This is a genomic window from Shewanella sp. MF05960 (genome assembly GCF_050849305.1).
Taxonomy (GTDB): domain Bacteria; phylum Pseudomonadota; class Gammaproteobacteria; order Enterobacterales; family Shewanellaceae; genus Shewanella.
Genome location: NZ_JBOZPS010000036.1, coordinates 1 through 12,553 on the forward strand (window position 1 = coordinate 1; position 12,553 = coordinate 12,553).

At 37.3% G+C, this 12,553-nt stretch carries 9 protein-coding genes and 1 pseudogene; 5 read left to right on the forward strand and 5 right to left on the reverse strand.

Annotated features, from left to right (window positions below):
- Nucleotides 1–115 (forward strand): annotated as a pseudogene (locus ACROAE_RS20130) (IS110 family transposase); the annotation flags it as partial.
- Between the two features lie 7 nt (nt 116–122).
- Here ACROAE_RS20130 and ACROAE_RS20135 read toward each other — a convergent pair.
- The 3 genes from ACROAE_RS20135 to ACROAE_RS20145 form a co-directional block, all read right to left on the reverse strand.
- Nucleotides 123–719 carry a DsbA family protein gene (locus ACROAE_RS20135; protein ID WP_432405950.1) on the reverse strand — a complete coding sequence of 199 codons (597 nt, stop codon included), beginning with the start codon at nt 717–719 and terminating at the stop codon, nt 123–125.
- A gap of 980 nt (nt 720–1,699) precedes the next feature.
- The gene (locus tag ACROAE_RS20140; protein ID WP_432405953.1) at nt 1,700–2,503 is read right to left on the reverse strand and encodes a restriction endonuclease; all 804 of its coding nucleotides are present in this window, start codon (nt 2,501–2,503) and stop codon (nt 1,700–1,702) included.
- Nucleotides 2,504–2,577: 74 nt separating this feature from the next.
- The gene (locus ACROAE_RS20145; protein ID WP_432405957.1) at nt 2,578–3,447 is read right to left on the reverse strand and encodes a toll/interleukin-1 receptor domain-containing protein; all 870 of its coding nucleotides are present in this window, start codon (nt 3,445–3,447) and stop codon (nt 2,578–2,580) included.
- Between the two features lie 1,378 nt (nt 3,448–4,825).
- On the opposite strand from ACROAE_RS20145, the gene ACROAE_RS20150 reads away from it, so the two are divergent.
- Nucleotides 4,826–5,548 carry a hypothetical protein gene (locus tag ACROAE_RS20150; RefSeq protein ID WP_432405960.1) on the forward strand — a complete coding sequence of 241 codons (723 nt, stop codon included), beginning with the start codon at nt 4,826–4,828 and terminating at the stop codon, nt 5,546–5,548.
- A gap of 393 nt (nt 5,549–5,941) precedes the next feature.
- Here the strand turns inward: ACROAE_RS20150 and ACROAE_RS20155 are convergent, their stop codons facing one another.
- Together ACROAE_RS20155 and ACROAE_RS20160 are read right to left on the reverse strand one after the other, a co-directional pair.
- Entirely contained in the window at nt 5,942–7,069 is a 1,128-nt protein-coding gene (locus ACROAE_RS20155) for a DUF3800 domain-containing protein (protein ID WP_432405963.1), read from the reverse strand.
- A 522-nt stretch (nt 7,070–7,591) separates the two neighbouring features.
- Nucleotides 7,592–8,362 carry a hypothetical protein gene (locus ACROAE_RS20160; RefSeq protein WP_432405966.1) on the reverse strand — a complete coding sequence of 257 codons (771 nt, stop codon included), beginning with the start codon at nt 8,360–8,362 and terminating at the stop codon, nt 7,592–7,594.
- An 855-nt stretch (nt 8,363–9,217) separates the two neighbouring features.
- Here ACROAE_RS20160 and ACROAE_RS20165 point away from each other — a divergent pair.
- The 3 genes from ACROAE_RS20165 (at nt 9,218) to ACROAE_RS20175 (ending at nt 12,031) form a co-directional block, all read left to right on the forward strand.
- Nucleotides 9,218–10,291 (forward strand): hypothetical protein, encoded by a 1,074-nt coding sequence (locus tag ACROAE_RS20165; RefSeq protein WP_432405969.1) that lies wholly within the window; start codon nt 9,218–9,220, stop codon nt 10,289–10,291.
- 12 nt (nt 10,292–10,303) lie between these two features.
- Nucleotides 10,304–11,356, forward strand: coding sequence for a hypothetical protein (locus tag ACROAE_RS20170; protein WP_432405973.1), 1,053 nt, complete (start codon nt 10,304–10,306; stop codon nt 11,354–11,356).
- Between the two features lie 546 nt (nt 11,357–11,902).
- Nucleotides 11,903–12,031 (forward strand): hypothetical protein, encoded by a 129-nt coding sequence (locus ACROAE_RS20175; RefSeq protein WP_432405975.1) that lies wholly within the window; start codon nt 11,903–11,905, stop codon nt 12,029–12,031.
- The last annotated feature ends 522 nt before the right edge of the window (nt 12,032–12,553 follow it).

Genomic DNA, 12,553 nt, shown 5'->3' on the forward strand with positions numbered 1-12,553 from the left:
AAAAGTCGCCATCATTGCATGTGTCAGAAAGATGGTAATTATCTTAAATTCGATGCTAAGAGATGGCGTCATGTGGGATGAGAATACAGGTAAAAATAAGTTATTGACGCCATAGTCGTTAGTTAGGGCCTTTCTATAGTTTCTTCGCCAAACAATGGGTTAATCATTTGTTGCCAATCGGTCAACGTTGATAGGTGATTAACGAGTACATTACCGCCATTATTGATAAAAACAGTTGGGGTTGCCCAAACAGATTTTGTCGCAGCATATCGAATCGGAGTTCTGGCTAAGGTGTAAATATCACCGTCATCCATCCGGCTAAGAAATTGACAACGATTTATCCCTAAATGTTCTTCGGCCTTGTCTGCAATAAGTTGTCGAAGATCGTCGTGAGTTTTATGCATAAACTCTGCATTGTAAAATTCATCCTGTCGTTCATATAAATAGGTGGTAAAATCGTAAAACTTATCTGCATCACCATCTGCTAGGGCAAATAGCCCAAGACTCATATCCCACGCTTGGCGATGATTACTTAATGTCATTAAATGAACTTTAAGGCTGACCGATCTGCTTTTGTAATGTTGTATCACACTAAGCAACGTCGGCCACATTGCTCGTGAATGGGGGCATTGAATATCAACAAAAACATCAATCGTTATGTCAGCCGCTTTATCGCCACGAAGCACGCCGCTTGGGCGCATAGGTATTGGTGTTGTCATAGTGCTCCCACTATTAATTAAGGTTAATTACGTTGGCTGATACATATTGTCAAAACAGCCCCAATTCAGGGAAATACGTGTCGCTGGAAGCAAAGTCTGTCATAGGCAGCTTCTAGCATTCAATCACTTATCGAAAAGATATAACCATACTCTGACATAAAATGTACCCATAGTCTGACAAATCGAAAGGTTATAAAATAGTGCTTAAAAGGAGAATGTAATTTTATTATGAAGAGCCAAATAGCTTATGTCCTATCTAACAAACTTTTGGACAAAAGTGCGTTAGAGCTTCGGATTTAGTGCAATGACATAAATTTTACACTGACCCAAATAAATTTTTCAACACCCTCAAGTTCAGAGTTGAGTTAAGGTATTTCAAGAAATGGATACTCTGATTTGGGACAAAAACCTGTTAACAACCTATTCGTCGTCCCGGCAATGCTTTTTAGCCGGGATCCAGGTGTTTTTTGTTCTTTATGGCCTGCGGCCACTAACGTCGTGGCGCTTCGCCCACACCAGACCAAGAGGAAACCAACGGCTGTTCCCTCTTGGATCTCCCAGCCGCCACATCAAAATTATCTGAAAAGCGATAATTTCGCGACGTGGTTAGATCCAGCTTTTAACTCTATTTGGAATCGGCTTCGGCCTTATTCGAAAATGCTAACGCTTCAGATGGGGCGTCCCTTCCCCTCTAAAGCTAGCTCACGTCATTTTCTTCAACGGCCTCAAGTTCAGAGTTGAATTTGGACATTTGCAAGCTAGATGCAACTCATTAATGGACATAAACACTTTACGTAAGCTGTTGTTTAAATTTGAATTTTATAAATTTTACTCTGACCCGACTAAATTCTGACCCGACTAAATTGACTAAATTTCTGTCGATGAATTTGTTACTTGATTTTAATTTGACCACAAAAGCAGTCAAATACCCATACTTAACAAAAAGGCTAGCCTATTGACTTGCGGAAGGCTCATATGTGTTAGCGTTCTTTTCCTGCGTTGTAGGTTGCTTTGGCCAACATTTCAGTTGTGGTTGTTCCGTTATCTCTAGTTCTACATGTATCAGGGTTATAATCCCCATTTTTGTACATTTCCCACTCAGCATTAAGCAGCTTCTCTTCAAAGTGATTTAAGTTGAGATTCAACCACATAGAAAGCTGTTGAAAGTTATGTGCAATTTTTTCGCCTTTATGCTCCTTTAAAAAGGATTCTAAGTCGATTGGGTAATTCCGCGCCTCAGCAGCCATTATGGCTGTTCGCGCCGTTATTAATAATTGTTGCCCTGTAAATTGCATTGAATAGTCTATTACATCGTGACGAAGGCCATACTCAATTCTCACCCTTTTAGAGTGAGACCAATACCTATCTTCCAAAAGTACAAGGCGCTTATAATAGGTTTTTAAAATCTCAGCTTCAATGAGGCCCTTGGTGTCATCCTTCAATTCATCGAAGGTCTTAAGTTTTACATTCGTGCTTTCAGCCGCTTCAAATGCACCGCTTTGAAAGCCTGCTATAGATATTATAAACCCGCGATCTGCACCTATGTCGTCAACAATTGACCTAAGTGCTAACACTTGAGCCTTTGTCACTTTACTCTTCCAATGTTTTGCCTCAACAATCCAAGTAATGTTTTCACCTAAAAATTTGGTTTTGACGAATACATCGACGTCATGGGAAGTTCGTACACCTTGAACTCTGACGTTAGTCTCTGCGTCAGCTCCTAGCGAATCAAAGTGATCTTTTATATCTTCCTGAAAGATATACCAATCTGAATATTTACTCATAACTTCCTTTGACCGCTAACGCTTGCAGTAGCGGAGAGTGTAACCAGTCTACTGACTGCCCTTGTTATACCGATTTACATATTGTAGTACTTTGTTCCAAAGCTCACAGATAGCGGAGCTCCATCATATAAACAACTTGCGGTAACTTTCATGCGTTTTTTGTGATCATAATATGTATGAAAATCAGTTCTTTTCCTGACGAGCTCTAGTTCGTGAATGCCGATACTTAAAGCTCCCAATAAAGCTTCACTGTTGAATTCTTCACTTTGTGAATGTGGTGCTGTTTGGAGTAAATCCACTTCCACAAAACTCACAAAATTCCCTTCTCCCCATAACACCATTTTACAAAGTTCGTTTTCAACAATTATATTTCGTGCTTCGTTTGCTTGCACACCAACAATCTTTTCTACATCGCTCAATACCATGCCAAGATATTGATAGGGTCTATGAAATGGTGCAGACATAATCGGTAGGCCTACCATGTTTGCAGAATCTAGAGATTGACCTAAGTTTGATGCCGTCCGCGCAGCAACAACATTCTTATTAAAAGCTATTCCCATACTGGTAACTAGTCTTTTCAACTCATCATCGTATGAATCTATTTTCGAAAAGTTACTGTACAACTTTCCTACGAGGAAACTTGGTAATTCAACGTCTTCAAGAATTATTGGTAGAATTTTTATCTTTCCTGCAATCTGATAATTCATTGCGACATCAAGCTCATTTACGACCCAAGGGGCTTGAACTGAATTACTTGATAGGATTACAGCAAAATAGTCTACGTTATCAATTCCCTCTCTAATTTTTTGTACAAGGGAATCACCGATTTTCATCTCTGCTTCATCTAACCAAACTCTTATACCATGACTTTCTATATCAATGGCAAGGCGCCTAACAAAAACCTTATCTTTATGGTTGTGGCTTAGAAATACACTCGTGCCCATAAACCCTCCTAATTGGTATAACACTCATTTAACGGCCAAATAAATTTAAAGCCGACCCTTTAAGTTATTGATTAATATCATCCTAAATTTACTATCTTATTGATGTAAAGCAGTTTTATTTAATTCCATTGACGAATAAAAGCGAGCTTGTGCGTTAAAAGTCGGCTCAATATTCGACAAAAAAACCTTAATTTCAATACATTACAATATTCGCGATTGATAAATCGTACAACTTTAGTTTACTTATTAGCCGATTAAACTTAATAACACGCAAAACACCATTACAACTGTTTTGATACACAGTACACACTACATAAAGGTGGAAAACATGGTTGTAACTAGATATGTATCCGACATTTGCTAAGCCAGTTACAGATGAAGTGTAAAGCAGGTCGAAGCACCATGACGTTAGTCGCATCAGGCAATATTTGAAGCACACTTTGGCGCTGACACGAGTGAGTTTTTTGATTTTTAAATAGTCAAATTTACTCTGAACTTGAGGCCGTTGAAGACTCCTTACAAAAGAATACGTGAGTTGGCTCATTGCCTTTCTCGCACATCCGACCGATAAGGATATTTGAAATGTCATACACGATTAAAATTTATTCAGACCAACGCATACATCTCACTAAACTGAGTCTTTAACGCCTGCAGATAAGGCAAACATTAACAGCTTCATCATGGTGGTTTGCGAGCCGTCCGACCCATGGCCGCTCATTGGCATCCATGCCATCACGGCATTTGTGAATCCCTTCACATCAGACAGGTGGTCGAGCTACATGGATGTACTAGTGCGTGTCGGTAAGTGAATGCCATGTTGAAGCCAAATAAAACCTGACAGTCATATTATTTGTAATAGGCGAAGCGCCACGACGTTGGTCGCCGCAGGCCATATTTGAAGCACTCTTTGGCGCATAAGTGAGAAAAGAGTCTTGTTATGCTCAGCCTCGATTAAGTTATCTTGTCGCTGAACCTAAACACTGACATAACCGCATATAAAATAACAATCACTTAGCTGAATGATTAACCCATACCTTGACATAAAATAAACCCATAGCCTGACAAATCGGAACATCTAAAAATAGACATCTATGGGAAGATGTTATTTTATTACAACTTAAAGCGTATCTCTTGCAAACACATTTTTGGACAGAAACGAGCTAGTTTTAGACTCTTAAAGCCTACAGTTAGTATTAATCAAAATATGGCTGACTGACCAGAACGATTGTTCTGGTTAAATCTTAAGATTATTCCACTACAATATTTATCGGCAAAGCCAGAAGCGAACAATAATTTTAAAAATATTTTTCACTAGAACTGCGAATTGAACTTAAAATTTCTGATATTATTAATAAATTAAAAACAAAGCACTTAACTAATGAACAAAAATACAGACAACAATAAACGCGCATACAGTACTGTTGGCATTAATGATTCAATTTGGAATAGCGAAATTTTTCGCGAGGAATGGAAGCTTTTTTGGCGCTATTTAATCGGAATAATCGCATTTTTTGCAGGTGTTGTTTCTCCGCAAACTGACAATACCATGATGAATTATACTTTAAGTTTCATCACGACATCATTTCTACTAATTGTCATCAATTCGCAACGTTCTCTTAGCAAGTTCAACAATAAGAAATGGGCTAAGTGTGTGACTTTTTGGAACGTGATGATTCTCAAGCTCTCCGTTCAAAGCTTAGTGGTAGGATTATTCATATTTATATGTATAGCAGTATACTTAGTCGTAACTTATGTCACTTTAAAAAGCCTTCCTGAAATAGAAGACTTAACGCTAAAGGTGATTATTAACCTTGGAATGATTGTTACTTTTTGTATATTCGCTTGGAAGTCTTGGAACGCACATAATGTCAGTAAAGTTCTATGTATAATTGAAGATATTAGTTACTTGGTCTTTAACCCTACGGCTCCGGAAAAATTACAAACAGATGGAGAAAAAGTGATTAAGTTGATTTATTTTGAAGTCATGGTTGTCTTGCTTGGATCTGCATACGTCTACATTTCAACATTAGTGCTAACTAATCTCGTGGGAATAATACCCAAGCTTGCTCAATTATTCCAGGAGCTTCTAACTATTGGTTAGACGTTTTTTGAGTGGACAAACCTACAAATTGGCTTTGTTAATACTGAATCACTACCAAAATGATAGGCATATTGTCACATACTAGATGTATTAGATAAGCTAAGTCAAAGAGGGACTAGTGGACATGTTACAAGTACCAAATCTAACGCACAATGGGGCAAAAACGTTTTAGTACTTAGGCTCTAAAATCTATGCATCACATTATGATTAATAATGACTATCTTAAGAAAGCGGGCTTATGAGCACTTAAAAGATAGATGAATCGCAGTTCACTAATAATATATATCTAACCAGAAAATTTGGTTAGGCGCTCTAAATAAACCGCCCTGCACAAAGCGATATGCAGGGTGGTGTGGTGCTGGAGGCTAGATTCCTCCAGCTACCGGATTATATTCACTTTTCCATTGCAGATTTTTGATTAGCTTTAATTTTTTTATTTAGCTCTTTACCTGCTTTTATCATCTCTGGAGTTAGCTCTTTCTGCATTAACTGAAAGTGCCTAGCTTCGATAATTGCCAAAGACATTGCTCTTGAAATAACAAAGTCATCAGAGTTATCCAATATCTTCGCTTTGGTTTCTTCAAGATTCTTATCTGTTATATCCCGTTGAATTAACCATAAAAATAGATCCGCGACTTGCAAACCATACGATTTTTTTGAAGACTCTAATTTAAATTCTCCTAAGTCGTATTCGACCTGTTTATATTGAGGGATACCACCAAACTTATCCTCTTCATAGTCAACACCGAAGAACATGCGGTGATACTCTCTCATTGTTCCTTTAAATTCATCACTTTGATCATGAACAAGCTCTGTAACTGATACGTCATATTCTTTACAAAATCGATGAGTGGCAGTTAGTAAACTAGAAAATGCAATTATATTAGGAGTTTGTTTTTTATATGCACTTTTACCTCTCGCTGATATAAGAGTAAAAATATCAGGATTAGCTATTGCGTAACTTAGCCCCGCTGTAACAACTTCAGATGCTCTTTTATCGAAAATATATGGTGCTTTTTCCAGCAAAGCGCTACATATTTTGATAAGGCCATCCAAGTTGTCTTTTAAGTAATAATTCCAAAACTCAATGTCTAACCCATCTTCCATCATGTCATCTATCAATATGCATAATGTATGTCTGAATAGTTCGGTTGTATACCAAAATGGATGTACTGCTGGGTTGTCATAACAATCAAATATAGTATCAACAAATTTTGTGGGTGCGATATACCTTTTTTGAATTATCGTATAGTGAAACCTCCATTGAGTTCCATCCAAAGCTTCCAATAGCTCCAAGCAAAGGCTATTAACTCTCTCTTCTCCAAGCTCGTATCCATGCAATCTTTCCAACCCATTCTCAGAACAATACCGTTGGATTATAGGTGCTACTTTGGATTCGATTTCACCAACAGATATAACTGCACCCTGATAATAAAGAGGTGATTGTTCGTTAAAAATTTCTTTTCCTGAGTGCCCTGATTCGTCAGCATATATGAAAGCACCGTCATTCCCTTTACTCATAATTATCCTTATGTGGCCAAATTTGGCCGTGAATTCAACGTTTGTGTAGTACGCATATGCTTAGATTTGGCAAAACGCGCATGCACATTTTATGAAGCTACTAGTTAAGCCACGCTTAAGCAAAACTATTGATTTATAAGCACTCTACCAGAGCCATACTTAATAAACGAATACGAAAAATGAAAAGTGTGAGCATTAATATTGATGCCTAATCTAAAGTAGCAAGTAACTGTCATTTATTGATTAGCAAAAGTAGGTCTGCTGGCTTGTTATTTATCTGTTCCACTTATCATCTGAAACTCATATAGGGGCAGAAGCTTGCTAGATTTATTATACTAATCGATGTAATACGCATTAGATTTTGGGGTAGTAAAGGAATCTAATGGATAACCTCATTCCATTGACTATCACATTGTTACCCGCAGTAGTTTAACCTTTTGGTTTATGGTCAAATTAACTATTTAACTATTTAACTATTTAACTATTTAACTACGCTACGGGAGCTTTATGAACCGAAATAGCCTAAAACTTAAGGCCAAATTTCTCTATCGCTGCCATTATTGGGATATAAAAATCAGTTTCTGGTGAGTTTCTTGCTGAGAAGTGGTATGTATCTATCAAGGGGTACTCTGTCGTCTCTGTTTGTAAAATATAACGACTGGCTTTGCTGTCTCCTTCAATCATGCTTACTTTACCTAATGTATTTAGTTTCGATTCTAGGTTCATGGTGATTATGATGTCAGGTTCAAATAAATCTATTTGTTGAGTAAAAAAATTACCTTGTGCACTTTTTAGTTTTACCATTGACGAATTAATCAACTCCCAATTAGCGTCTGAGGAACCTGACTCATTGCTAAACTTAGAAAGATTTAAAAAAGCAAAGCTGACTCCACCTTTCACAGCAAAGTTATTACAAATATCGGATGCTTTAGGTACTTTTTCAAATTCACAGTGACCATTGTTTAGGCCGTAAGCAATTTCAAGTTTTAGTCTGTGAAACTTTTGTTGATTAATAGATTTTCCGTTTATCTTTTTTTTGATGGTGTAACAATGGTGCATTAAATCAATGTAGTTCTCACCAATGAGACCAAGCGATTCCCAACCGATATATAGGACTTTACATCTTTGGCTGAAGTAGTATGGATAAAAACCTTCCCAGACAATATCGGCAGAAGTCATGTTGAAAGGCAGAGTTACTATATCTGCTGTAGCTAGTAATTGGCCATATATGGCATTTAGTTGATCTTGCTTTGCAATTTCGTCAGGTGGGTATTTTAACTTTGATGCCGGCATTGATTAAATCCTTTTAAGTTGATCAATATTAAACTTTATATCAAATACTGAAGAAACTATAAATATCTTTAGGAGCTTCATTTTTTATTTCCTTACATGCGTATAGATACTGAACCGCACCTTACGCCCCATATACCTTGTAAAAAAGCTTTATTCCTGTGAAAAACCAAAACTGGACGCAAATTTAGAGCTTGTCTAGCTTATTTTTGGACAGAAACGGTTTAGAGTTATTGTACTAGTCGATAGTAAGACTCATTAGATTTTGTCGGGGTAGCGAAGGGATCTAACGGATGCCCTAACTCCATTGGCCATCTCATGTGTTACCCGCAGTGGTTTTAACCTTTTAGTTTGAGACCAAATTAACTATTTCACTACACCACGTCACAGACTATTGTGGTGTTTTACATCATGCTGCCCAATAAAACTTAAGTCATTGTTTTAGAATAACAAAAAAATTACTAGACCCCACATTATACCCTAACATCAATCTGTTTGATAACTTCAAGGCTATATCTATTAGAAACCACAAATCTAGCTCATGAACACCCGATACACTTTGCTCAGTCAGTTATACTCCTATAATCGGCAAGTGCTACTCTTTTAACAGCTGTTATTTTTCGGAAGGATTACCGCTACAAATATATTATTGGTATGTAGAAAATCTATACTCAATGACGACGAAAATATGCTCTAGGGTGTCTGATATCATTTAACAACGTATATAACTTTCAAATAACGACCAAAAAAAGTGGAAATAGTTCAAATAATGGTCAAAACTAAGTTGTGACTTCAAGGACAGGAAGTTAGTTGTATGTCTAGAGTAAGTAAATATTACAACCAATATAAGGAAATACGATGGCCACACCTCATATAGTGCTCATTCATGGCATGGGCGAACATCGCAAAGAAGACTTCCAAAAGACCTTCACCGATCCACTAGATAAAGCAAGTAAGCATTTTGACTCTATTGGTAAAATTAGCGAAACCTGTAAATTACACTACATCTCATACAACGAAATTTTTAATCAGTTACGTATGAACGCTGACAAAGCGGCAATTGACAGCATGGCATCTCAGTTCCCTGGGGCCCCTTCACTGATAACCAAAATCAACGACATTAATAACTCAGCAGACAGTAAGAACTTTTTTTACACACACATTATGGACGTATTGCTCTACCGTTCTTATTTTGCAGATAGAATTCAAGTCTCCGTCGCGAAGCAGCTTGTAAAAGCCATGAAGGAGGCTAAAAACGCAGGGGAAGAGTTGCACATAGTTTGCCACTCCCTTGGAACTGCTGTCATGCATGACACGTTACATAAACTTTATACCCACAGCTTACGTGACGAAACGGGCGTTCAGCTCTTAAGTGCGGGTTTAAATAAAATAAAATCCATCACTATGATTGCTAACGTGTCTCAACTTCCTATTACTGAATCAACCCCTTATACATCCGTTGTTAAACCCGGACCTGAAGGCATTTGTACTTATTTTATGACTTGTCGGCATATACTTGATCCCATTGCCTCCTACACAAAATTTCATGTAGGTAACAATTGGCCAATGGTGCCCAGCGGTTCATTTAAGAACATCAAGATTAAAGGCGTCGAAAGAGCCAATGTTCACGACCTCGATCACTACCTAGCCGATCCAAAAGTATTTCTCAGGTTCTTTATACAATTATTCGATATCACCTTTTTTCCAACCAGTTCTGAAGTTAAAGCAGCGGAAGCTGAACATTTGGCGACAATCGTTCAAGGACGTTTTGATAAACTCAAAGAGTCAATTGAGGATTGCGAAATTTCGCTACATTGGGATAGTGATGAAAACGAGTTTTCTTTCAATCCACATACTGAATCTTTGTATAAACAATTAGTTGATTTTTATACGCATCTTAAGCAAATAGCTAGTACAGTGGATGCAACTTAGGGAGGAAAGAAAATGAATAAGGCAACGATACAACTGCTTATATTACTGTGCTCACTCTGTTTTATTAACTCCAAAGTAAATGCGAATGAGTTTTGTGATACACCACTGGTATTAAGCGCCAGCAACCAATTTTCAGGTGCAGTTAAAGAGGCTCAACTTGCTTATGACAAAATATGTAAGTCTCTTAATTCCGGCGCTATTAAACATGATGAACTGTATGAAATACTCTATAGCTTTCATCAAATACTTTCAAGTGAAGCAAAATCTGCAATGCCGGCTTTAGCAGATCACTTAGGTACGTTTCAAAACCCTTTGATTGAAATTATAGACGGTGAAATTTCCCCTAGAGCACCAAGCTACATGGTTAATAGAGAAGAGCTAAGTGTTACAAGTATTACTTTATTTGCACAAGGCAAGAACAACATTCTTTCAAACACAATCCCCACCACTCCAGCTAATACTTGCCTTCAAAATACTGCGTGTAGAAAATCTCTCGATGAATATGTCAAACTCGTCGCAAATGTTTACAGCCCTTTCACTTTAGCGCCTATATTGCTAGTAGAACCCTTTCTTTTAAAAAAAGATAGGGAATGGATGGACTATATAGACAATGCTCGTGCCCAGACTTATTTTGACATTGGGATAACAACCTGGCTATACGAAATTGCTTACGGAAAAGAACCGGATATATTTAGTTCCCCACCTCAATTTCAATATTTTACTCTTAGGCCAATGGCCATCATTGAAAATGTTAATGAAGCGGTTGACGGTCAACAAACTAAATCAAGCCTAGCACTTGAGGTTTTTGGGGTTAACGCATGGAATGACGCATGTTTGGGCTACGCTTGTGGCACATCATTTATCATCACTCACGTCGATAGGGCTGAAGTTGATAAGTTTGGTTGGGGATTTGCATTCCATGTTGAAAATGATTTTTCATTCGGCTTCACAAAGCATGGTGACGATACAGGCTTTTTTGTCACAGTTGACTTGCTCAAACTCATTATCGATAAGAAGTCGAGTTTTAAACAGTACAAAGAAGGCTTCAGACAGAACGAAAATTAAATAAACTATTATTTTAGTGCAGGGCAAGATCATGAAGCTCCCATATCTTATAAAAGCTCTAGCATGATGAGGTTCTAACGAAAGGCACAGTTAGAACCTCAGGTTTAAAGATTTTACGTCAATTTGACCATCATACTTGTAACCCTCCCTTAAAATCAGAATGTTTTAAATAGAGTTTTCCATTTACACTAAACCAAATGGAGAATCACATGAAAAAGACACGTTTTACTGAAAGCCAAATTATCAACATCCTCTTTTCAGCTGTAAAAATGTTTAGACGTAAATGGTAGTAAGGCTTGAAGTGGTTTATTACTTTGGCCAATCATTATAAATATTTATGCCGTTAGCAATAATTTGTAGCTCACAAAGGGGCATAAACGCGCCAGCGTTTTAAATTGAAAAAGAACATTAAGGGGATAGACCAGCAATCAGATAGACAATATTTTATCACCAATGGGCTCAGTAAAATATTTGACAGTTAGATACATAATGTTAACTTAGATAGCGAACAAAATTTATACACTCATATATTAAAAGGAATTAATTATGCCAATCAAACCCGGACCTAAAAGAAAAAATGAAGATGGCACGCCTGATAAAAGGCAAAGAGTTACAGAAGAAAAAAAGAAAGAACACCCAGATTTAAAGCCACACAAGCACAAAAAAGGTGACTGAGATACAACTAAATGACTAACTCATAACCGTGCTATGCAATTTTATATGTCCTCGGGTCCATAAATAAAAAAGCTCCACTCATAACTAAGTGGATCTTTTTACTGCCTTTTCGGCAGTTTTTGCGCGAACATATACGTCGAAACGATTATCTTCTTTTTCAACTGCCTATTCGGCAGAGACAGCATTAACCTATACATCATATCGATTGTTTTTATTTTCAGCTGCCTATTCGGCAGGTCACTTTATATACTTATTTCCGTGTTAGCCGTTGTCATTTTCAGCTGCCTATTCGGCAGGTCACAATAAACTTACCAAATAAAATGCTATAAGATCAATCACTAAATATTCGAATAGAATAATGACCATTTAATTTTCAAGATGGGAAATATGCATAAATATCTAGCGTCAATTAACTTGGCCGGTTCCGCGTCAATTATCTTGGCCGGTTGACACCGAATTTTATTTGCTCTTATTGAGCGCTGTTTTGCGTCGGTAACTTTCACCTTCGCAATGAATAATCGT

What these genes read in the sequence shown, in the direction of transcription:
- ACROAE_RS20135 (WP_432405950.1), bottom strand. Translation starts at nt 719, where the DNA reads ATGACAACACCAATACCTATGCGCCCAAGCGGCGTGCTTCGTGGCGAT.
- ACROAE_RS20140 (WP_432405953.1), bottom strand. Translation starts at nt 2,503, where the DNA reads ATGAGTAAATATTCAGATTGGTATATCTTTCAGGAAGATATAAAAGAT.
- ACROAE_RS20145 (WP_432405957.1), bottom strand. Translation starts at nt 3,447, where the DNA reads ATGGGCACGAGTGTATTTCTAAGCCACAACCATAAAGATAAGGTTTTT.
- ACROAE_RS20150 (WP_432405960.1), top strand. Translation starts at nt 4,826, where the DNA reads ATGAACAAAAATACAGACAACAATAAACGCGCATACAGTACTGTTGGC.
- ACROAE_RS20155 (WP_432405963.1), bottom strand. Translation starts at nt 7,069, where the DNA reads ATGAGTAAAGGGAATGACGGTGCTTTCATATATGCTGACGAATCAGGG.
- ACROAE_RS20160 (WP_432405966.1), bottom strand. Translation starts at nt 8,362, where the DNA reads ATGCCGGCATCAAAGTTAAAATACCCACCTGACGAAATTGCAAAGCAA.
- ACROAE_RS20165 (WP_432405969.1), top strand. Translation starts at nt 9,218, where the DNA reads ATGGCCACACCTCATATAGTGCTCATTCATGGCATGGGCGAACATCGC.
- ACROAE_RS20170 (WP_432405973.1), top strand. Translation starts at nt 10,304, where the DNA reads ATGAATAAGGCAACGATACAACTGCTTATATTACTGTGCTCACTCTGT.
- ACROAE_RS20175 (WP_432405975.1), top strand. Translation starts at nt 11,903, where the DNA reads ATGCCAATCAAACCCGGACCTAAAAGAAAAAATGAAGATGGCACGCCT.